Source organism: Arcobacter sp. AHV-9/2010, assembly GCF_004116575.1.
Classification (GTDB): Bacteria; Campylobacterota; Campylobacteria; order Campylobacterales; family Arcobacteraceae; genus Aliarcobacter; species Aliarcobacter skirrowii.
Genome location: NZ_PDKH01000002.1, coordinates 67,247 through 88,980 on the forward strand (window position 1 = coordinate 67,247; position 21,734 = coordinate 88,980).

At 27.9% G+C, this 21,734-nt stretch carries 23 protein-coding genes, 1 tRNA gene and 1 pseudogene; 14 read left to right on the forward strand and 11 right to left on the reverse strand.

Annotation, left to right across the window (positions count from 1 at the left end; genetic code table 11):
• The first annotated feature begins 38 nt into the window (after nt 1-38).
• Genes CRU94_RS04060 through CRU94_RS04090 form a run of 7 tightly spaced genes read left to right on the forward strand, consistent with a single transcriptional unit; the run spans nt 39 to nt 5,652 of the window.
• Nucleotides 39-464, forward strand: a complete 426-nt coding sequence (locus tag CRU94_RS04060) for a TerB family tellurite resistance protein (protein WP_129105542.1) — start codon at nt 39-41, stop codon at nt 462-464.
• 12 nt (nt 465-476) lie between these two features.
• Complete coding sequence (locus CRU94_RS04065) at nt 477-674, forward strand: hypothetical protein (protein ID WP_129105543.1); 198 nt, start codon at nt 477-479, stop codon at nt 672-674.
• Nucleotides 664-888: a hypothetical protein gene (locus tag CRU94_RS04070; RefSeq protein ID WP_129105544.1), complete on the forward strand. Its 225-nt coding sequence runs from the start codon at nt 664-666 to the stop codon at nt 886-888. The genes CRU94_RS04065 and CRU94_RS04070 overlap by 11 nt, the downstream gene beginning before the upstream one ends.
• Nucleotides 889-916: 28 nt before the next feature.
• Nucleotides 917-1,318 (forward strand): hypothetical protein, encoded by a 402-nt coding sequence (locus CRU94_RS04075; RefSeq protein WP_129105545.1) that lies wholly within the window; start codon nt 917-919, stop codon nt 1,316-1,318.
• Complete coding sequence (locus tag CRU94_RS04080) at nt 1,315-3,162, forward strand: primosomal protein N' (protein ID WP_129105546.1); 1,848 nt, start codon at nt 1,315-1,317, stop codon at nt 3,160-3,162. The genes CRU94_RS04075 and CRU94_RS04080 overlap by 4 nt, the downstream gene beginning before the upstream one ends.
• Before the next feature lie 43 nt (nt 3,163-3,205).
• Complete coding sequence (locus tag CRU94_RS04085; RefSeq protein WP_129105547.1) at nt 3,206-3,898, forward strand: tetrahydrodipicolinate N-succinyltransferase N-terminal domain-containing protein; 693 nt, start codon at nt 3,206-3,208, stop codon at nt 3,896-3,898.
• Nucleotides 3,898-5,652, forward strand: a complete 1,755-nt coding sequence (locus tag CRU94_RS04090; protein ID WP_129105548.1) for an ABC-F family ATP-binding cassette domain-containing protein — start codon at nt 3,898-3,900, stop codon at nt 5,650-5,652. The genes CRU94_RS04085 and CRU94_RS04090 overlap by 1 nt, the downstream gene beginning before the upstream one ends.
• 20 nt (nt 5,653-5,672) lie before the next feature.
• Here the strand turns inward: CRU94_RS04090 and lptB are convergent, their stop codons facing one another.
• The 4 genes from lptB to CRU94_RS04110 are packed head-to-tail and all read right to left on the reverse strand — an operon-like array spanning nt 5,673 to nt 8,044.
• Nucleotides 5,673-6,398 carry an LPS export ABC transporter ATP-binding protein gene (gene lptB / locus CRU94_RS04095; protein ID WP_129105549.1) on the reverse strand — a complete coding sequence of 242 codons (726 nt, stop codon included), beginning with the start codon at nt 6,396-6,398 and terminating at the stop codon, nt 5,673-5,675.
• Nucleotides 6,391-6,807 (reverse strand): tRNA (adenosine(37)-N6)-threonylcarbamoyltransferase complex ATPase subunit type 1 TsaE, encoded by a 417-nt coding sequence (gene tsaE, locus CRU94_RS04100; protein ID WP_129105550.1) that lies wholly within the window; start codon nt 6,805-6,807, stop codon nt 6,391-6,393. Before tsaE ends, lptB begins: the two co-directional genes overlap by 8 nt.
• A complete protein-coding gene (gene trpD, locus CRU94_RS04105; RefSeq protein WP_129105551.1) occupies nt 6,804-7,793 on the reverse strand; it encodes an anthranilate phosphoribosyltransferase in 990 nt (329 codons plus the stop codon). The genes tsaE and trpD overlap by 4 nt, the downstream gene beginning before the upstream one ends.
• A 2-nt stretch (nt 7,794-7,795) precedes the next feature.
• Nucleotides 7,796-8,044 (reverse strand): S4 domain-containing protein, encoded by a 249-nt coding sequence (locus tag CRU94_RS04110; RefSeq protein WP_066160999.1) that lies wholly within the window; start codon nt 8,042-8,044, stop codon nt 7,796-7,798.
• A 101-nt stretch (nt 8,045-8,145) separates the two neighbouring features.
• Here CRU94_RS04110 and CRU94_RS04115 point away from each other — a divergent pair, with 101 nt between their 5' ends.
• The 4 genes from CRU94_RS04115 to CRU94_RS09700 all read left to right on the forward strand — a co-directional run bounded on the left by CRU94_RS04115 (nt 8,146) and on the right by CRU94_RS09700 (nt 10,836).
• Nucleotides 8,146-9,381, forward strand: a complete 1,236-nt coding sequence (locus tag CRU94_RS04115) for an argininosuccinate synthase (RefSeq protein WP_129105552.1) — start codon at nt 8,146-8,148, stop codon at nt 9,379-9,381.
• 114 nt (nt 9,382-9,495) lie between these two features.
• Complete coding sequence (locus CRU94_RS04120) at nt 9,496-9,996, forward strand: gamma carbonic anhydrase family protein (RefSeq protein ID WP_129105553.1); 501 nt, start codon at nt 9,496-9,498, stop codon at nt 9,994-9,996.
• Nucleotides 9,997-10,038: 42 nt separating this feature from the next.
• A tRNA-Leu gene (locus CRU94_RS04125) sits at nt 10,039-10,123 on the forward strand.
• A gap of 326 nt (nt 10,124-10,449) precedes the next feature.
• Nucleotides 10,450-10,836 carry a Fic family protein gene (locus tag CRU94_RS09700; RefSeq protein WP_258237389.1) on the forward strand — a complete coding sequence of 129 codons (387 nt, stop codon included), beginning with the start codon at nt 10,450-10,452 and terminating at the stop codon, nt 10,834-10,836.
• Between the two features lie 66 nt (nt 10,837-10,902).
• On the opposite strand, the gene CRU94_RS04135 is transcribed toward CRU94_RS09700, so the two are convergent.
• Nucleotides 10,903-11,088, reverse strand: coding sequence for a hypothetical protein (locus tag CRU94_RS04135; RefSeq protein WP_129105554.1), 186 nt, complete (start codon nt 11,086-11,088; stop codon nt 10,903-10,905).
• A 228-nt stretch (nt 11,089-11,316) separates the two neighbouring features.
• Here CRU94_RS04135 and CRU94_RS04140 point away from each other — a divergent pair.
• Nucleotides 11,317-11,570 (forward strand): annotated as a pseudogene (locus tag CRU94_RS04140) (IS3 family transposase); the annotation flags it as partial.
• 51 nt (nt 11,571-11,621) lie between these two features.
• Nucleotides 11,622-13,823 carry an endonuclease MutS2 gene (locus tag CRU94_RS04145; RefSeq protein WP_129105555.1) on the forward strand — a complete coding sequence of 734 codons (2,202 nt, stop codon included), beginning with the start codon at nt 11,622-11,624 and terminating at the stop codon, nt 13,821-13,823.
• Here CRU94_RS04145 and CRU94_RS04150 read toward each other — a convergent pair.
• The 3 genes from CRU94_RS04150 to CRU94_RS04160 all read right to left on the reverse strand — a co-directional run bounded on the left by CRU94_RS04150 (nt 13,813) and on the right by CRU94_RS04160 (nt 18,134).
• Nucleotides 13,813-15,114 carry a hemolysin family protein gene (locus CRU94_RS04150; RefSeq protein WP_129105818.1) on the reverse strand — a complete coding sequence of 434 codons (1,302 nt, stop codon included), beginning with the start codon at nt 15,112-15,114 and terminating at the stop codon, nt 13,813-13,815. The two genes, CRU94_RS04145 and CRU94_RS04150, sit on opposite strands and share 11 nt — an antisense overlap.
• A gap of 120 nt (nt 15,115-15,234) precedes the next feature.
• On the reverse strand, nt 15,235-17,349 hold the full coding sequence (locus CRU94_RS04155; protein WP_129105556.1) for a DUF748 domain-containing protein: 2,115 nt from the start codon (nt 17,347-17,349) through the stop codon (nt 15,235-15,237).
• Complete coding sequence (locus tag CRU94_RS04160; protein WP_129105557.1) at nt 17,346-18,134, reverse strand: ABC transporter ATP-binding protein; 789 nt, start codon at nt 18,132-18,134, stop codon at nt 17,346-17,348. Before CRU94_RS04160 ends, CRU94_RS04155 begins: the two co-directional genes overlap by 4 nt.
• Before the next feature lie 144 nt (nt 18,135-18,278).
• On the opposite strand from CRU94_RS04160, the gene CRU94_RS04165 reads away from it, so the two are divergent.
• Nucleotides 18,279-19,259, forward strand: a complete 981-nt coding sequence (locus CRU94_RS04165; RefSeq protein WP_129105558.1) for a diaminopimelate dehydrogenase — start codon at nt 18,279-18,281, stop codon at nt 19,257-19,259.
• Between the two features lie 66 nt (nt 19,260-19,325).
• On the opposite strand, the gene CRU94_RS04170 is transcribed toward CRU94_RS04165, so the two are convergent.
• The 3 genes from CRU94_RS04170 to CRU94_RS04180 are packed head-to-tail and all read right to left on the reverse strand — an operon-like array spanning nt 19,326 to nt 21,734.
• The gene (locus CRU94_RS04170; RefSeq protein ID WP_129105559.1) at nt 19,326-19,916 is read right to left on the reverse strand and encodes an HAD-IB family hydrolase; all 591 of its coding nucleotides are present in this window, start codon (nt 19,914-19,916) and stop codon (nt 19,326-19,328) included.
• Nucleotides 19,897-21,006, reverse strand: coding sequence for a hypothetical protein (locus CRU94_RS04175; RefSeq protein WP_129105560.1), 1,110 nt, complete (start codon nt 21,004-21,006; stop codon nt 19,897-19,899). The genes CRU94_RS04170 and CRU94_RS04175 overlap by 20 nt, the downstream gene beginning before the upstream one ends.
• On the reverse strand, nt 21,003-21,734 hold the full coding sequence (locus CRU94_RS04180) for an SDR family oxidoreductase (RefSeq protein WP_129105561.1): 732 nt from the start codon (nt 21,732-21,734) through the stop codon (nt 21,003-21,005). The genes CRU94_RS04175 and CRU94_RS04180 overlap by 4 nt, the downstream gene beginning before the upstream one ends.

Here is a 21,734-nt window from a genome sequence, read left to right on the forward strand (position 1 = left end):
TAATATATACTTTAATATATAAAAACTTAGGATAAAAAATGCTATTGATGAAACTTCAATCAAGAGAGAAATTTGCTTTTTTACAACTTGCTCACTATCTAGCAAGAGTTGATAATAATTTTGGGAAAGAGGAAGAGGATATAATTTTAGATTATTGCGATGAGATGGGGATTGATAATATTGATTCATTCGATAATTCAAAATTTGATTTAGAAGAGATTTTAAGAAACTTTAAAAGTCAAAGAAGCAGAAAAATTGTATTAATGGAGCTTATGATTTTAGTGCATATTGATACAGTATTTAATATAAATGAACAGGTTGTAATAGAGAAAATATCAAAACATTTTGATATCTCACAACAAGATATAGAGAATTTTTCAGCATGGGGAAAAAGTGTAGCAAAATTATATGAAGTTGCAAAAGTTTATATGGAAGATAGCTACGATGAAGCGATGATTTCTTAATGGATAGATTAAATGCAAGAGATTGAGATTTTAAATAAAAGAGTTGATAATTTAATTCAAAAATACAGTCAAATTTTGTTGGAGAAAAAAGCTTTAGAGGCTAAAATTTCTGAACTTACAAATGAGAATGATAAATTAGAGAGATACAATCAAGATATGATTTTAAAAATTGATACCCTTTTAAAAAAGGCTAAATTAGATGGAAAATAAGAAAATAACTCTTCATATAAATAATATGGCATATGAATTAGTTTTAGATGATGATATGCAAAAAGAGATTACAAGACATTTTGATTTGAGTAAAAATAATGAGACATTTACTCTTCTAAAAGCATATTTAACAACCTTAAAAGAGAAAAGAGAGCTTAAATTAAAGTTTGAAAAAGAGATTACAAATATCTCAAATAAGCTTGTAGGATTTTAAAATCAAAGCCTTTTCAATTCTTGAAACAATGCTAGTAGTTTTAATCTTAACAATTATTTTTGCAATTTTTACTCCAAAAGTGTCAAATTTTTTTGATTTTGGAGTAAAAAATCAACTAAAAGTAGAGTATGCTCTTATAAACTCTGCAATTAAAAACCAAGAGTTTCAAGCTAACTTATTACAAAATAGTTTTAATTTAAGCAAATTTGATAGTGCAAAAATTGACACAAAAGATGAAGAGCTTTTTAAAGATATTTTAGAACATCCTTTTAAATCTACTACAACAAAAGAAAAAGAAGTTGGAAAGTGGGCAAAAATAGCAAGTGTTGATTATATCTTTTTTACAAAAAATTCAAGTGTTAAGTTCTCTTTAGAAAATAGTAGTTTTGAATGTATAACTCCAATAGAGATTTGCAAAGAGTTAGAATGAACTATTATGAAGTAGCAATTTTAAAATCACCTTTACAAAATCTTACATATCAAAGTGAAGAGTTAATAGATAGTGGCTTTGTAGTTGAAGTGATTTTAGCAAATAGAAAAAAACCATATTTAGCAGTTATTATAAAAAAAGTTGAAAAACCAGAGTTTAAGTGTAGCAATATTTTAAAAGTTACAGAGTTTTTTTATAGTAAATTTATGCTTGAAATTGCTGATTTTATTAGCAAATATTATGTCTGTTCACTAGGACATAGTTTATCTATTTTTCAAACATTTAACAAAAATATAGAAGAAAAAGAGATAAAAATTGAGTTTAAAAAAGATATACACCTCTCATCTTTTCAAAAAGAGGCAAAAGAGTTTTTAGATATTAAAAAACAGGCTTTGCTTTTTGCCTCTACTGGCGCTGGAAAAACTGAAATATATATAAAAACAATAAAAGAGGTTTTACAAAAGAGTAAACAAGCTGTTTTATTAATGCCTGAAATCTCTTTAACACCTCAAATGCAAAAGAGACTTGAAGAGGTTTTTGGAGATAGTGTAGCAATTTGGCACTCAAAAGTTAGCTCCAAAAAAAGAGCAGAGATTTTAGAAAAACTTCAAACTTCTGAAATAAAACTAATAGCAGGTGCAAGGTCAGCACTATTTTTGCCTTTTAGGGATTTGGGTTTGATTGTTGTAGATGAAGAGCATGATGACTCATATAAAAGTGATCAAACTCCAAGATACAATGCAAAAGATTTAGCAATATATATCTCTAAAAAATTTGATCTAAGACTTATTTTAGGAAGTGCAACACCATCAATAAATAGTTTTTACAAAATCCCATATTTTGAATTAAACAAAACATTTTATGAGACAAAAAAGAGTTATATTTTTGAGTCTAGTAGTTTAAATATTTCACAAAAAAGTTTAGAAAAAATAAAAGAAAATCTAAATAACTCGCATCAAACAATTGTTTTTTTACCAACAAGGGCAAACTATAAACACCAAATCTGTTTTGATTGTGGTAAAAGTGTTGAGTGTCCATTTTGTAGTGTATCTATGAGTTTACATAAAAATGATAGAGCTTTGAAGTGCCACTATTGTGGATATACTTCAAAAATTCCAGATATTTGTCCATCTTGTAAAACTGGAATTGTAAGAAATCATAGAGTTGGAACTGCTCAAATTGAGGAGATTTTAAAAGAGGAGTTTCCAAATAGTGTTATAAAAAGATTTGATAAAGATAGTGTAAAAACTGAAAAAGAGTTGAAAAATATTCTTGAAGAGTTTAATCAAAACAGAATTGATATTTTGGTTGGAACTCAAATGCTTTCTAAAGGGCATGATTATCACAATGTTAAATTAGCAGTTGTTTTGGGGATGGATAGTTTACTTAATATGAGTTCATATAAAGCCAGAGAAAATGCCTTGAGTCTTCTTTTTCAAATATCTGGAAGAAGTGGGAGAAATGGTTTTGGTGAAGTTATTATTGAGAGCAAAAATGAGGAGTTTTTTAAGCACTATTTGCTTGAATCAAACTACAAAGAGTTTTTACAAAGTGAGTTGGAGTTTAGAAAAGATTTATATCCTCCATTTGTAAAACTTTCTCGTGTTATTTTAAGCTCAACAAATGGTTTAAAAGTAAAAGAGGAGCTTGAAAAAATAGTAAAAGAGTTTCAAAATATAAAAGATATTGAAATAGTTGGATTTGGAGAGTGTGCTATATTTAAAATTGCAAACAAATATAGATTTGAAATAGTTTTAAGATCACACAATACAAAAGCACTTTTAAATGCTTTGCATTCAATAAATAGTGCTAACGCAACAATTGATATGGACACTATTTATTAAAGTTTTAGTAAAATCCAAAAAAATTTAAAAAGGAGCCAAATATATGATAAATTCAAAAGATGATTTTAATGTACTGTTTGAAACTATCTCTAAAGAGAGTTGGTACAAAAAACCACTAGCATTTGGAATTGCAAGAGTTAATTATGGAACATTAAATCCAAATCAAGTTTTAGAAGCAGTTTTTCCAGTTTTTAATTGGAATGAAAATGAAAAGAGTGCAGCTCTTTTTTTAAAAGCTTTAAAACAGAGCGGTCAAGATGTAGATTGTTTTAAAAGTGAAGGTGTTTACTCTATTAGTGATGGTTTTTTAGGTTATTGTATAGAGGCTTACAAACCATTTTATGAAGAGAAAAAGAGTCATAAAAATCTTCAAGTTGTATCAACACTAGCTAGTTTGCCAATAAATAGTGGACTAGATGCAGATGATTTTAGAGTTGTATTTATTTTTGAAGATAAAAAACCACAAAGTGTTGAGAGTGCTTATTTAAAACTATATGCAAAACATAGTAAAAAAGTTGAAGATGTAAATCTTGATGGTGTTGAAGATTTGCTTACAAACTGCGCTTGGATAGATGGAAAACCAATAGAGTTAGAGTGGTTAAAGCAAAATGAGATAACTTTAAAAATAGCAGATAAATATCCAAAAGTTGATTATGTTGGGAAATTTTCAAGATACTTAAACCATATAATTCCAAAAGAGAATGAAACTTCGTGTAAAGGTGTACTTTTTAAATAATGATAGAGCTAATTAATATAAAAAAATCATATCCAACTCAAGATTTATACCAAGATTTAAATTTAAGATTAAATAAAGGTGACAAAGTAGGTCTTGTTGGAAGAAATGGAACTGGAAAATCAACACTTTTTAAACTCATACTTGGTGAAGAGCAGCCAGATAGTGGAGAGATTGCAACTCCAAAAAACTATAAAATTGGTGCATTAAAACAATATTTTGATTTTACTGAAAAAACTTTAATTGATGAAACAGCATTGGCTTTGGGTGAAGATGATAAATATAATATCTATAAAGCTGAAAAGATTTTGTTTGGTTTAGGATTTAGTGAAGAGGATTTACAAAAAGAGCCAAAGAGTTTTTCAGGTGGTTATCAAATAAGAATAAATCTAGCAAAACTTCTTTTAACAGAACCAAATATGCTTTTACTTGATGAGCCTACAAACTATTTGGATATTTTATCTATTAGATGGTTAAGAGAGTTTTTAAAATCTTTTGATGGAGAGGTTATACTTATAACTCACGATAGAGATTTTATGAATAGTGTTTGTACACATACAATGGGAATTGTGCGAAAAAATGCCTTTATAATTCCTGGTGGAACTCAAAAGTTTTTTGAGCAATTAGCTAGTAATGAAGAGCATTATGAGAAGCAAAAAATTGCTCAAGAGAAAAAGATTAAAGATTTAGAAGAGTTTATTGCAAAAAATAAAGCAAGAGCAGCAACAGCAACACTAGCTCAATCAAAGGTAAAAATTTTAGAGAAAATGGAAGTTATGGAAGATTTAGAGTATGCTAAAGATCTAAAATTTGAATTTAACTATAAAGATACAAGTGCTAAATTTTTACTTGAAGTAAAAGATGTAAGTTTTGGTTATTCAAAAGATAATTTACTATTTAAGGATATAACTTTTGCATTAAGCAAAGGCGAGACTTTGGGAATTATAGGTAAAAATGGAAAAGGAAAATCTACACTTTTAAATGTTTTAGCAGGTGAACTAAAAGCTTTAAGTGGAACTGTTGATTATCATCCAAGCACAGTTTTTGGGCATTTTGGACAGACAAATATAAATCATCTGAACCTAAATAATACAATTATTGAAGAGATACAAAGTGTAAATAACAAAATTCCAGAACCTGTTATTAGAAATATTTGTGGAATTATGATGTTTAGTGGTGATAATGCTAAGAAAAAAATCTCTTTATTATCTGGTGGAGAGAAAAGTAGGGTAATGCTTGGAAAAATTATTGCACAAGATGTAAATCTACTTTTTCTAGATGAGCCAACAAACCACCTTGATATAGAGTCAATTGAAGCACTTACAAATGCTATAAAATCTTTTGAAGGTTCAAGTATTATTGTAACTCACAGTGAGGAGCTACTAAGAGCTGTTTGTGATAGATTAATAGTATTTACAAATGATGGAGCAGATTACTTTAATGGAACTTATGATGAGTTTTTAGAGAAAATTGGTTGGGGCGATGATATTGATGATAAAAAATCAAACAAAAAAGAGGAGAAAAAAGATAAGCCAAAACTAAATAAAAAAGAGAGTAAGCAATTAAGAGCACAATTGGTTGCTAAAAAGAGTCAAGATTTAAAACCTCTAAAAGCAGAGCTTGAAGAGCTAGAATCTAAAGTCTCAACACTATTTGGTGCAGATAAAATAAAGGTTGAAAATAGAATTTTAGAAATTATGCAAAAAATTGAGAATATAAACAGAGAGTTTGATGAAAAAATGGCGGAACTTAGTTAAAACAAAAGGGATTTTAAATTTTAACTAAATTTAAAATCCTCACCTAAATAGTGCTCTTTTACTCTTTGATCATTTTTTATCTCATTAGAAGTTCCACTTGCTAATAGTGCTCCAGCTTTCATAACATAAGCTCTATCACAAATTTCTAAAGTCTCTCTTACATTATGGTCTGTTATTAAAACTCCAATATTTAACTTTGTTAAATCTTTAACTAAATTTTGAATATCTTTAACAGCAATTGGATCAACTCCTGCAAAAGGTTCATCAAGAAGTAGAAATTTTGGATTTGAAACAAGTGCTCTTGCAATCTCTGTTCTTCTTCTCTCTCCTCCTGATAAAGATACACCCTTTCTTTGTCTTATTGGTTCAATATTTAAAAGTTGCAAAAGCTCTTCAACTCTTTGTTGTTGAATCTCTTTATCTTTAAATGCAATCTCAGCTGCTAAAAGTAGATTATCTTCAACACTTAAATCTTTAAAAATAGATGACTCTTGAGGCAAATACCCAATTCCTCTTAGTGCTCTTTTGTGAAGTGGAAGAGCTGTAATATCCTCATCATCAAAATATACATTTCCACTACTTGGTTTTACAAGCCCACAAACTGTATAAAATGTTGTAGTTTTTCCAGCACCATTTGATCCTAAAAGTCCTACAATTTCGCCTGTATTAACCTCAAGGCTAATACCATGCAATATTTGTGTTTTTTTAATATTTTTTTTGATATCAACTATTTTTAACTTACTCATTTATAATATACAACCTTTTATTCTCTTTTTTATCTATATTTATTACCAAAAAATCAAATCCATAATCACTTAAAATATTTTCTAAAGCACTATTTCCCCACTCAACAAAATGAATTCCACTCTTTTCAAACTCTTCAAGCATACCTAAGGCTATAAAATCCTCTAAAGTTTTATTATATAAATCATAATGAAAAATATTTTCACCATATTGAACTTGAAGTGAAAATGTAGGAGAGTTTACAAGATCTTTTAATCCAATAGATTTTACATACTCTTGCACTAAAGTAGTTTTTCCACTTGCTAAATCACCTTTTAATATAACAATACAATCTCTATTTTGAAGTCGTTTTTTAAGCTCATTAACAACTAAAGATATATCCTCTAAAGAGATTAAAAACTCTTTTTTCATTTTAAACTAAGCCTTTTTGAATAGTTTACAATCTCTTCTAATTTTTTATATGCTTTTTGACTTTTTATAGCCTCTCTTGCAATCTCTATTCCCTCTTTTATATCTCTTGCTTTATCATCCACTACTAATGCAGCAGCTGCATTTAATAAAACAATATCAAGTTTTGCTCCAGTTGTTTTTCCACTTAAAATATCTCTTGTAATTTGAGCATTCTCTTTTGGTCCAGCACCAACAATATCATTTTTAGATGCAATTTTTAATCCATAATCTTCTGGATTTATAATAAAATCTGTAAGTTTTCCATTATTAAGTAGTGTTGCGTAAGTAACACTTGAGATTGATATCTCATCCATTCCATCTTCACTTGATAAAACAATTGCTTTATTGCAATCTAGCATATCTAAAGCTGTTGCAATTTTATTTATAAAATCTTTATGAAATACACCAATTACCTGTTTTTTAACCATTGCAGGGCTACATAGTGGTCCAATTATATTCATAATAGTTCTATGATCAATAGTTTTTCTAACAGGTGTAATATATTTCATAGCTGGATGATGATTTGCTGCAAACATAAATCCAAAACCAGTATCTTCAAGCATTTTTGATGTATCTTCAAGACTTAAATTTAAGTTTATTCCCAAAGCTTCAAGCATATCAGCACTTCCACTTTTACTTGTAACACTTCTATTTCCATGTTTTGCTACAAATGATCCAACACTTGCTAACAAAATTGATACAGTGCTTGAGATATTAAAACTATAACTTTTATCTCCACCAGTTCCTACAATATCAATTGCTCTATTTTGTAACTCTTCACTAATAGGAAGAGCAATCATATGATCTCTCATAGAACTTGCAGCTCCAGCAAACTCTGAAGCTGTTTCACCTCTTTCATATAGTGCTAAAAAATACTCTCTTATCTCATCTGGTGATAATCTATTCTCAAAAATATCATCAAACTTTGCTTTTGTCTCTAAAAACATATTTAAATTATCCTTTGTACATACTCATCTATTTTTGATTTTGGTGTTGATTTTGTTGTTGGAATTTGAAGAATTTTAAATTTTTCACTATTTTCAAGATATTTTATCTCTATAATATCTCCAACTTTTACCTCTTTTGCTTTTTTAACGGCATTTCCATTTAAAAATACAACTTTATGTTCTAGCATATCTTCTGCTATTGCTCTTCTTTTTGTGATATTTACGCTGTTTAAAAATTTATCTATTCTCATAAGTTTGATTATATTGAAATAAAAATTAAAAGTGCTTAAATGGTTTTATAGTAAAATTTTGGTATTATCCCGCCTATAAATTACCAAAACTAGGAAAAATAATGAGTAAAAAAGATATAAAAAAAGTTGTACTTGCATATAGTGGAGGCTTAGATACTTCTATTATTTTAAAGTGGTTACAAGAGGAGTATAGTGCTGAAGTTATCACTTTTACAGCTGATTTAGGACAAGGTGAAGAGGTTGAACCAGCAAGAAAAAAAGCAATTGCTTGTGGAATTAAACCTGAAAATGTTTATATTTTAGATTTAAAAGAGGAGTTTGTAAAAGATTATGTATTCCCTATGTTTAGAGCAAATGCTATTTATGAGGGTGAGTATCTTTTAGGAACTTCAATTGCAAGACCACTAATTGCAAAAAAATTAGTTGAAATTGCAAATGAAAAAGGTGCACAAGCTGTAAGTCATGGAGCAACTGGAAAAGGAAATGACCAAGTTAGATTTGAGCTAGGTGCATTGGCACTTAATCCAGATTTAAAAGTAATTGCACCTTGGAGAGAGTGGGAGTTAAACTCAAGAGAATCACTACTTGAATATGCAAAAAAACATAATATTGAGATTTCTCAAAAACATGTTGATGAAAATGGAAACCCAAAAATAAGCCCATACTCTATGGATGCAAACTTACTTCATATCTCTTATGAAGGTCTTCATTTAGAAAATCCAGCAAATGAACCAGAAGAGTCTATGTGGTTATGGACAACAAGCCCTGAAAAAGCTCCTGATAAGCCAGAGTATATTGAAATTGAGTATAAAAATGGAGATCCAATAGCACTAAATGGAAATAAACTTTCTCCTGCTTCTTTACTTGAAGCTTTAAATAAACTTGGAAATAAGCACGGAATTGGAAGAGTTGATATTGTTGAAAATAGATATGTTGGTATGAAAGCAAGAGGTTGTTATGAGACTCCAGGTGGAACTATTATGTTAAAAGCTCACAGAGCTATTGAGTCTTTAACTCTTGATAGAGAAGCTTCACATTTAAAAGATGAGTTAATGCCAAGATATGCAAAACTAATCTATCAAGGATATTGGTTCTCTCCAGAGAGAGAGATGCTTCAAGCTGCTATTGATGCAACTCAAAAAAATGTGGAAGGAAAAGTAAAACTTAAACTTTATAAAGGAAATGTAATGGTTGTAGGAAGAGAATCTTCAAAATCATTATATGATGATGCTTATTCTACTTTTGAAAAAGATGAAGTTTATAATCAAAAAGATGCAGAAGGATTTATTAGATTAAATGCTTTAAGACTTGTAATTGCAGGTAAAAAACAAAAATAACTATTATAAGCTAAGGAAAATATCCTTAGCTTCTTCAAAACTTCATATTTGCAACTTCTTTGCTACTTTTTTATACTAAAATCTTGCTTTATTATTTAAAGGAGATTTATACTTATGATATTAAAATTTAAAGAGTTTTATCCAAAAATAGCACCATCTGCTTGGATTGCACCAAGTGCTGATTTAATTGGAAATATAGAAATTGGTGAGAATAGTTCTGTTTGGTTTGGTTGTGTTATTAGGTCTGATGTAAATGAGGTAAGAGTTGGTAAAAATACAAATATTCAAGATTTATCTTGTATTCATACAGATACAAATTCAAAAACAATTATTGGTGATAATGTAACAGTTGGTCATAAAGTTATGCTTCATGGATGTACTATTGAAAATAACTGTCTAATAGGAATGAGTGCTACAATTTTAGATAACGCAGTTATAGGTGAAGGAAGTATTGTAGGAGCAAATTCTTTGGTAACATATGGTAAAGTTTTCCCACCAAAAAGCTTAATTATGGGAAGTCCTGCAAAAGTTGTAAGAGAGTTAAGCGATGAGGAAGTTCAAGGTTTAATCGACCATGCAAAACATTATGTAGAGTATAAAAACGAATATAGATAAGCTTAAGAAAAAATAGATATAATTTCGGTCTATTTTTTCTATGCAGATATGGTGGAATTGGTAGACACGTACGCTTGAGGTGCGTATGGAGCGATCTGTGGGGGTTCGAGTCCCCCTATCTGCACCATAAAAAGAGTGGCTTTTTGTGATATTTTTACCATATTGACAACAAAATGGTAACTTTTTTTTCTCATTTTTTTCTCACTTTTGTGACAAAACTATATAAACTTAAATAAAATTCTAAAAGTACTATAAAATGCGCTTTGTAATAGTGATATGACAACACTTTATAGGAGACAAAATTTTTAATTTAAATAACCATTTCAAAACATAACATTTTATATAATTTTTATTTGGTATAGCCCAAAGTAGATATGTCAAACCTCATTAATATTTTCGTTATTTTTAATAATGTATTTAATCAAATTGGAGTAAATCAAATAAAGTACCAATTTGGGTAAAAGCTTTATTAAAATCTATAAAAAGTCACTATTATTTATTATTAGTACGAAAATAGATATTTTAATTGATGCCAACACAAATTATGATGAAGATTTAACACTTGATAAACTATTTGGTTGGCACAATGCAATGTTTGAAAAAGGGTATAGTGGATTTTCAAAAATAAAAGTAGCCCAATTTAGAGGTGAGGGTGCTATGCAAGTAGTATCAGGTGACTATGGTAAAGAGAAGATTCACTATGAAGCACCACCACATGAAACTCTTGAAAATGAAATGAATAGTTTTATAAAATGGTTCAATGAAACTCCTACGACACTAGAAATTGCTAGCTTAACGCATCTTTGGTTTGTAATAATACATCCTTTGAATCTAATATAATTTTCTTAATTGCATCATATTTTTTAGTTTTCTCATAATGCTACTAGAACAATGAGTGCTATTGGTTTAAAAGAAATCATCAGCTATTTTTTTAATAATTGGATGATCTTGTTTCCAAATAACAAATATAGAAGCCATTCCCGTAAAAAGAATAATTAGTGCATCAGTTTGAGCATTTTCATAATCAGCATGAAATATACCAGCAGCTAAAAGATTTGTAAAAATTATAATAGTTAAATATCCAATTTTCATTTTTTATATCCTTGTGTAATTTTTAAAGAATTATACATACGATATTTGATTTTGGCAAGTTTTTTGATACTTTAAAGTAATATTTTATTAATAATAAATGATTTAATAAAACCAATTATTGAAGTATCTCAAAAAAAGATTGTTTTAGAGCTATTAGAAGGTGATGCTAGGATAAATTAAATAGCATCAAAGCATAATATCACAGTAAAAAGTATTCAAAACTGGAAGAAACAATTTTTGGAAAATGCTTTTTTAGCATTTGATGTATCAGGAGTACATGCTATTTTTCCTAAAAAGAAAAAGCTTACATCAATTAAAAATTATGAACATAAGATTTATCCATATCTACTCAAAAATATAGAGATTAATAGACCTAATTAAGTATTGATTGGCACACAAAATCAATAATTTCTTGGAAGATTTCAAATTCTATGGATACATTCTTAGCTACAGATGTTCTTAAAGCAGCGATTGATAGATATGGTACTCTATTTTCATAAAAAAATTAAGAGCTTTAAGATATAATCCACCCCATGGAAAATTTAATTAAAAAACTAGATCTAAGCGACTATATAACAAGCTTTTCAAAACTTTTTGCAAGAGAAAAATCTATAATTTTAGAGGGTGATATAAATATTCACTATAAACTAATAGATGAGCTAGGAAGATTTGATTTTAAAGCTCCTTTGAGTGTTGAAAATCTTGATTCTCAACTAATTCATTTACAAAAGCAGGGTATTTTAAAAATTTATGAAATATTTGAGTTTGTAAAAATTGTAAACTATTTTTTATATCTAAAAAGATTTAACTTTGAAGGTAAACTTTTTGAGTGGATTGATAAGATTGTAATTCCAAATGATATTTTAAAAATTTGTCAATATTTTGATGATAAATCAAATCTAAAAGAGGGTGTAAATGAAGATTTTGACAATATCAAACACGCTATTTATAAAAATAAAGAGGATATAAAACAAAGCCTTTATAAGGTAATAAACTCTTCAAAACTAAGACCATATTTGGTTGATATGCAAGTTCACTATATAAATGAGCAAGAGTGTCTGCTTTTAAGAGGTGGTTTTAGTAATATTTTAAGTGGAAGCGTAGTAGATAGATCAAATAGTGGATTTTTTTATGTAGTTCCTCATAGTATTAGTGAACTTAAACAAAAACAAAGTGATTTAAGAAATAAACAAGAGGAGATTTTATTTAAACTTTGCAAAGAGATATCATCTACTTTTGAAAAAAATCTTCTTTTTTTAAAGTTTATCAACAAAGAGTTTGATAGATTTGATCACTACCAAGCAAGAATATTTTTTGCAAAAATAGGGGATAAAAACTTTATTCTTCCTTCAAAAAATAGTATAAACAAACTAGTAGAGTTTTCTCATCCAGCACTAGCAAATGCCAAGCCAATATCAATTGATTTTTCAAAGAGTGTTGTAATGATAACAGGTGTTAATGCAGGTGGAAAAACTATGATGCTAAAATCTATTTTAAGTGCTGTTTTTTTATCAAAATATCTTCTTCCATATAAAGCTCATAAAGATACAAAAGTTAGTAATTTTAAATATATAAATGCTGTTTTAGATGACCCACAAAGTGTAAAAAATGATATATCTACATTTGCTGGTCGTATGGTTGAGTTCTCAAAACTTTTTTCAAGCAAAAATGCTATTGTTGGAGTTGATGAGATTGAGCTTGGAACAGATTCAGATGAGGCTGCTAGTTTGTTTAAAGTTATGATTGAAGATCTAATTCAAAAAGATATAAAAATAGTTATTACAACTCACCATAAAAGATTAGCAGCTCTTATGGCTTCAAATCCAAATGTTGAGCTAATTGCTGCACTTTATGATGAAGAGAACCAAAGACCAACTTATGAGTTCTTGCAAGGAACAATAGGAAGATCCTATGCCTTTGAGACAGCTTTACGATATGGAATTCCATTAAATGTTGTTAAGAAAGCTAAAGAGGTTTATGGAGATGATAAAGATAGATTAAATGAGTTAATTGAAAGAAGTAGCGAGTTAGAGCGAGAGTATAAGCAAAAGATTCAAAAGTTAAATAGCGAAATAGAGAACTATCAAAGATTATCAAATAATTTAAAAGAGCAAAAAGAGAAGATAGATGAGCACATTTATGTTGAGAAATCAAAACTTCACAAAGAGTATAAAGATGCAAGAGAAGAGGCTAAAAAAGCTATTAAAACAAAGCTAATAGAGGATTCTCATAGACATTTAAATATCTCTCATAAAATTGTAAAAGAGATAGAGGTAGAAAAGGCTGAAGATGAAATTGTTGATTTTAAAGTAAATGATAGAGTTAAATATAGAAATACTAAAGGATCAATTGTATCAATAAAAGGAGCTAAAGCCTTTATTGAAACTGATGCTGGATTAAAGATGCAAGTTTTATTAAGTGAACTTAAAAGAAGTGGAAATCCACTTCCAAAACCTAAGAAAAAAGTATCTTTAAGTGTTGCAAAACCTCAAAGTGGTGATATAAAACTAGATCTTCATGGACAAAGATCTGATGAGGCTATTGAAAATCTTGATAAATTTATAAGTGATGCACTTTTGGCTGGATTTGAAGAGGTTTTAGTTTATCATGGAATTGGAACTGGTAAATTAGCATTTGCAGTTAAAGAGTTTTTGAAAAAGCATCCAAAAGTAAAATCTTTTGAAGATGCTCATCCAAGTAGTGGAGGATTTGGAGCTAAAGTAATTAAACTTTAGTCTCTTCCTCTTTTATCTTTTTTTCACATAAAATCTTTGTAATTCTGTTGTTATTAACAGCTAAAATCTTATATATACAATCTTTGTCATTAATAGTTTCACCCTCAATTGGCAATCTTCCAATAAGGTTTAAAATTCTTCCACCAATAGTTACAGCTGACAACTCATCTTTTTCAAACTCAATATCTAAAAGTTCTTCAACTTTTTCAATATTTACAATTCCATCAAACTCATAACGATTTTCATCTATTACTAAAATAGATTCATCTTTTGGATCATGCTCATCAGTTGTTTCACCAATAATCTCTTCTAAAATATCATCCATAGTAATAAGTCCAGAAGTTCCACCATACTCATCAACAACTAAAGCTAAATGAATTCTACTCTTATTCATTCTTGTAAGAATTGAAGATATTGAAGTATTTTCAGGCACCATAATAATTGGTCTTACAAGTTTAGAGATATCAAGTTTTTTGCTCTCTAAAACATCATTTAAAATATCCCTTGAGTGAATCATTCCTACAATATTATCTTTACCACCATTGCAGTATGGATATCTTGTATGTTTTGTTGAAATAACTCTTTTGATATTCTCTTCTAAAGATTTTTCAGAGTTTAAACATATCATATCTTTTCTTGGAGTCATAATCTCTTTTGCAACAGTCTCAGAAAAATCAACAGCATTTTTAATGATTTCGCTCTCAACTGAGTCAATATGACCACCTTTAAAACTCTCATTTACAATAATTCTAAGCTCCTCTTCTGAGTGAGCTAGTTCATGTTCTGTTGCTGGTTTTACATTAAGTGCTCTTAAAATAGATGCTGCAACAATATCGAAGAATCTAATTAGTGGATAAAAAACTAACCAAAAAATGTATAAAGGTCTTGCTATATATAAAACCATAACTTCAGCTTTTGCAATAGCAATCGATTTTGGAACAATCTCTCCAAAAACTACATGTAAAAAAGTAACAATTGAAAAAGCAATAATGAAGCTAACAGTATGTAATAAAACTTGGTTATTTGCAAAAAAAGTTACATTTGATTCTATAAGTCTTGCAAGTGCAGGTTCACCAATCCAACCAAGAGCTAGTGATGAAAAAGTAATTCCAAGTTGAGTTGCACTTAAATAAGTGTCAAGAGAGTTAGACATTTTTAGTGCTAAAGATGCACTTCTTTTTTTTTGTTTTACAAACTCTTCTAATTTTGTTCGCCTGACTTTAACAATAGCAAACTCTGAAAGAACGAAAAATCCATTTAAAAGCACTAATAAAAGTGCAACAAGAAGCATAATATAGGATTGTATATCAGGGTCCAATAATTTTCCTTTAATTAAAATTTATTTTAGCTTGAAAATATAAACAATATTGACTTAATTTAAGCTTTTTATTAAGTAACTATTTTGTAACGGTTATTTTAAAAGTTTTATATTTAAATCAATATCTGATTTTGTTTTTACACTTTGATTATCTATTAAAATTTGTCTCTCATCTACACTTTTTTCTTTGATTAAATACTCTTTTATATTTAAAGCTCTTAAAGTTGAATGCTCCTCACTCTCCTCTTTTTCATTAAAAGATGCAGAAAAATTGATACCTAACTCTTTTTTACTATTTAATATTATTGCGATTTTATCCAAAGTCTCTTTTTGAACAGGAGTTATCTCATGCTCATTTTTTGCAAAATTAACACTTTTTATCTCATCTTCACTAAAATCAAACATTGAAGCAACCAGTGAGAAAGGAGCAGTTGCAACTTTTGTCATTAGATTTAAAAAAGATTTCCATATTATTTTAGCTAGTGAAAATTGTGGATTACTAATATTTCCAGAAACAGGAAGATTAATATCAATAGTTTTTGATAAATCTTCTAAAAGAACAACTGCTAAATCTAAAGGTAAAACAACTGAATTTTGACTAGCTACACTATCTGTAAACTCTATATTTTTTATTATTAGTTCATTTTTCGCTTTTAAATTTGAGTTTTTAATATCATAATCTAAATTCAAATCCAACCTTCCACCATCAAGTTTTCTACCAAGATATTTTGAACTATAAGTTGAAAATTTACCCATATTGATATTTTTCAAAATAAGTTTAATATCTGAAGACTCTTTAAAATCATGAATATTTAAAATATTTTTTGAGTTTAAAACACCATATCTATCAACTATTGCATCTAAATCAAATTGATACAATTTATTTTTTGGTACTATACTTCCTTTTATATTTGATAAATCTGTTTCAAACTTATCAGTAGTGCTATTACTTTTTGTATGAAAAATTATATTTTCATTTGTAAAATTCAAGTTTAAAATATTAAAATCCAAACTTTTAAAATCAAAAGATGAGTTTATAAAATCTATATCTTTTGTATTTAAATTTAAAGAGTCAATTTTTAGACTTGACTTAGTAACATTATCAACTAAATTGTAATTTAAATTGTCAATATTTAAATTTGATATTTTAAAATCCCAAGATTTATCATCTTCATTTTTCTCTTCTTCTATCTCTTTTTGATTCTCCTCTTTTTTACTATTTATCAAATTTGAGAAGTTTGAACCATCTTTATTTAAAATCATATTTGTTGTTAAATCATCAAATTTGATTAAATTTATATCAATATTTTTTAAATCTAAATCTATATTTGTATCTTCAACTGCAAATTTATTTAAATATAAAATCTCATCATCATCTTTTATCACTTTTGTATTATTTATTTCAAACAGTTTACTAAACAACTTTAGTTTTAAACTATCTTCTAAGTTTATATTGTAGTTTAAAATAAGATTGATATTTGATTCATCATTTATTTTAAAATTAAAAAGTTTTTTATCAAAAGCCAAAATATCGTTTATTTTTAAATCATCTATTTTAATTTGACCATCAATAATTAGTGGATTTAATTTAATACCAGCTTTAATACTAAGTTTGCTATTTTGATTTATAATAGCTTCAAGATTGTTTGAAGATAGGTAGTTTTTAAATGTTCCAAAGTCATATATTGTGTAGTTTAAATCTTTTAGATTTATATTAAATTTCTCATCATTTACAAATTTGGTATAGTTGATTTTTGAGTTTTTTAATGAAATTTTATATATAAAAAAATCAAAGCTATTTTCACTCTCTTCTTGATTATCTAAACTCTTTTTGCTCTCTTTTTTATCTTTTAATAAGTTTGCAAAATTTATATTTCCTTCCTTATCAATAATATTTATATATGCTTCATCTAAAGATATATCTCTTACTCTTAAATGTCTCTCTTGTAGTGATTTTAAATTTGCAATATCTATGTATAGATTTTTAAAAGAGAAAAGAGTATCTTCTTCATATACCAAAGCAAAATTTTTGATATTTAGTTCAAAGCTTATTGGATTGAAGTATATTTTATCAATTTTTGTTGTTGTAATTAAGGTTTTATCTAAATTTGAAATAATAAGTTTTTTGGCAATAAAAGGGACTAAAAAAAATCCCAATAATAGATAAAAAACTATTAAAGCACCTAGAATTTTGGCTATTTTTTTCATACTATCTCCTCAATAAAATATCTTTGGTTTTTACTTTTTACTACTAAATTTGTATCAAAAATTTTACTTAAATTTTCGCTAGTTAAAATCTCATCTTTTTTTCCACACTTATAAATAGTTTGATTATAGATCAAAGCTACTTTTTTTATTTGAGGAAAAATCTCTTCAAGGTGGTGTGTTACTAAAATAATAGTTGAGTTTAAAGAGAGTTTCTCTAACATTTTTATAAAATTTATTTGTGCTTTTATATCAAGACCAACAGTAGGCTCATCAAGAACAAATGCCTTTGGATTGTGAATTAAAGCTCTTGCAACTATACATTTTCTTAAATTTCCAGTACTCATAGCTGATACTTTTTTATCTTTTAAATCAATAATTTCCAAAAAGTTCATAACTTCAAGAGCTTTTTTTATCTGCTCTTTTGTAAAATCTTGATGAGTGAATATTCCAATTGAGCTATAAAACCCACTTAATACAACTTCAAAGCCAGTTAAATAACCAGCCTCTTTTTCAAAATAGTTGTGTAGATCATTTGTTACAACTCCTAGCTCTTTTCTTAAATCAAATATTGAGTATATACTTTTTCCAAAAATCTCTTTTTTGAACTTTTTTGTATGTCTTGGATGAATTTGTGATTGTATTAGTTTTAATAAAGTAGATTTTCCACTTCCATTTGCACCTAAAATTGCAAAGTGTTCACCACTTTTTATTTTTAAATTTATATCTTTTAAAACAATATTCTCATCATATCCAACATCAATATTTTCAAAATCTATTATGTACACAAAATCTCCTAAATTTTCAAATGCTTATTTTATAATAAACAGACTAACTATTTTATTAAGTTTTTTAATTGTAGAATAATGTCTCAATTTTTTTTGCCAATATTTTTAGCAAAAAATTTACTACTAAAAAAAGGAGCGTTTAGCATGAATAATCAGATTAAAGTTGCAATTGTTGGATATGGAAATTTAGGAAGAGGTGTTGAACTTTCTATTTCAAAAAATCCTGATATGAGTTTGGTGGCTGTTTTTTCAAGAAGAGACCCAAAAAGTGTAACTACAATAAACACTCCTGTTTATAGTGTAGAAAATATTTTAGATTTTAAAGACAAAGTAGATGTTTTAATTCTTTGTGGTGGTTCAAAAGATGATTTACCAATACAAGGACCTTTATATGCACAACATTTCAATATTGTTGATAGTTATGATAATCACGCAAAAATTCCAGAGTACTTTGCAAGTGTTGATAAAGTAGCGCTTGTTAATAAAAAAGTAGGAATGATATCAATTGGTTGGGATCCTGGAATGTTCTCAATAAATAGACTTTTTGGTGAAGCACTTTTACCAGATGGTGAAACATACACTTTTTGGGGAAAAGGTTTAAGCCAAGGACACTCAGATGCAATAAGAAGAGTTGAGGGTGTAAAAGCTGGAGTTCAATATACAATTCCTTCAAATAGTGCTATTGAGAAAGTAAGAAGTGGAGCAAGACCATCTTTGAGTACAAAAGATAAACACACAAGAGAGTGTTTTGTTGTTTTAAAAGATGGTGCTGATGCTAAAAAGGTTGAAAATGAGATAAAAACTATGCCTAACTATTTTGAGCCTTATGATACAACTGTAAATTTTATCTCTCAAGATGAGTTTGATAAAAATCATAACACTATGCCTCATGGTGGATTTGTAATTAGAAGTGGAAATAGTAGCAGTGGTATTAATCAAGTAATTGAGTACTCACTAAAACTTGATAGTAATCCAGAGTTTACAGCTAGTGTACTTGTGGCATATGCAAGAGCTACTTATAAAATGTCTTTAAAAGGTGATTTTGGAGCAAAAACAGCATTTGATGTTGCACCAAATTTGTTATCTGCTAAATCTCCTGCTGATTTAGTAAAAGAGCTTTTATAGTTTAAAATTGGGTAATTCCCAATTTTGAATAGACTTTTAAATAATTTATTTTTTAACTATTTAAAGCTAATCTCTAAATGGTTTATAAAACTTTTCATGGGCAAGCTCTAGCATCTGTTTATCACCATTACTATCACCATAAGCATAGATATAATCATATTTTTCTAAGTTGTAAAGTTCTTTTATACGATTTACCTTTTCAACTCCGTAGCAGTTTTTACTAAGTAATTTTCCAGTTACAATATCATCTTTTATCTCTAGTTTTGTAGCAAGAAGTTCTAAACCATTTTTTTCGCACCAAGGTCTAAGCCAACACTCAATAGAAGCTGAAACAACTACCACTTTATGACCTTGATTTTTATGCCAGTTTATTTTTTCTATTGCTTTTAATCTAACAATCTTATCTATGTGAGTTAAAGAGTATTTTTTAGCCACTTCAAAAAAATCAACTTTTCTCATACCTTTAAAGAACCAAGATAGCATATATTGTTTGGCTTTGTAGTTTGGAATGAGCTTTAGCTTGTATAAAACAAGCATTGGAGATAAAACTACAAGACCTACTAAAAATCTTCTATCTCCAACTACAAATCTAATAAACTTTAAAAGGCTATCATCTTTTGTGATAGTTCCGTCGAAATCAAAGAGGGTTAGGGTCATTTTTTTTCAAAATTTGATTTATTCCAATTGCAGACAAAATTACAATTGCAGGAAACATAACAAAAATAACTCTTGGAACCCTACTTGCTAATAAAGCATTAGCAAATATAATTGCTACTAACATTAAAAATAGAATAATTATTAGTTTTTTTTCTTTATATATTAATGAACTAAAAGCAAAAAACCATAAAATTCCAAAAGCAAAGAATACTTTTATACCAAATACAATTGCTTGCTTAATTCCTCCTAAATGGTTTATAAGGTAATTTAATTTGTATTCTCCCTTAGAAATATTCCATCCATATTGCATAGAGAGGGGATCAACATTCATTAATAATCTTAAACCTACAAATATAGATATTGGAATTATTAATAATTTTAAAGCATCTATCCATTTTCTTTTATCTAAAATAAAAGGATATAAAAGTAATAAAGAATAGATAACTATTACTTCTTTTACTAAAATACCTACTCCAATTGTAATACTCAAATATAAATATCTTTGATATGCAAAGAAATATATAGCAATTGCTCCAACGCAATAAGATATAACATCAAGCATGAAAAATTGAGATGTTTGAATTGTACCAACATTGACGATTAAGCCTAATGCTAATAGTGCTGATAATAATTCATCATCCAAGTATTTTTTTATAGCCAAAAACATAAAAATCGTTGAAATTGCTAAAAATAGTGAATTAAAAATAGACATTACTGGTTGCAATAAATTTAACTGAGTTGCTTTTGTATTTTCTTTATCTAAGATACTAGCAATTATTTCTGCAATTGAGCCGATAAATTTAGGATAAAATGGTCTTAAAGAATATGGTGGAAAGGATTCTTCTCCTAAAGCCATTTTCATATATTCAGTACCATCTCCATATGCACTGTTAAAATTTTCAACATAAAAATTCTTTATTTTACCCTCATTAGAAAGTTCATGCATATCAACTAATGGCTTAGAGTAATTTACTAAATCCACTTCTGCTATTCCTCTTTCAAATACGAAAAAATTTGAAAAAGATATAAAAACTGCAAAATTTACTAAAATAAAAAATGCTATCAATAATCTCTTTATTTCTAAACTCATAAACTCATCCCCTTAAATTTCCACTCTGGAATTAATTTTATTATTGTCATTATTATCCTCCATATTGATTTTGTATAAAGTACATCTTTGCCTTTTTGTTGAGCACTGAAAATATCTTTTGCCACATCTTCTGGCTGTGCTGTAAGTTTTGCTGGCAAATCAAGTCCTGCTGTCATTTTTGTAGCTACAAATCCTGGTTTTACAGTTAAAACTTGAACTTTGCTCTCAAATAGTCTATTTCTAAGACCACTTAAATATGCACTAAAAGCGGCTTTGCTACTTCCATAAATATAATTAGCTTTTCTTCCTCTATCACCAGCAACAGAACTAACTCCTACAATAAAGCCATTTTTATTTTTTTCCATATCGTTTGCAATGATATTTAAAATACTAACAGCTCCAGTAAAATTTACATTTATAGTATTTAATGTTTTAGTAAAATCATTTTCACACTCTTTTTGTTCAGCCATATAACCAGCAACAACTATCACACCCAAAGGTTTTGGCTCTAGTGAATCATAAAAATCACTATGCGTTTCAAACTTTGTTATATCAAACTCTTTTAAAACCACTTCAACATTTGATTTTATTTTTATATCATTTGCTAAATCTTTTAAATCTTCACTCTGTCTTGAAGCTAAATATAGGTTGTAGCCATTTTTTGCATACTCTCTTGCAACTTCTTTTGCTATATCGCTTTTTGCACCTATTATTAATAGATAACTCAT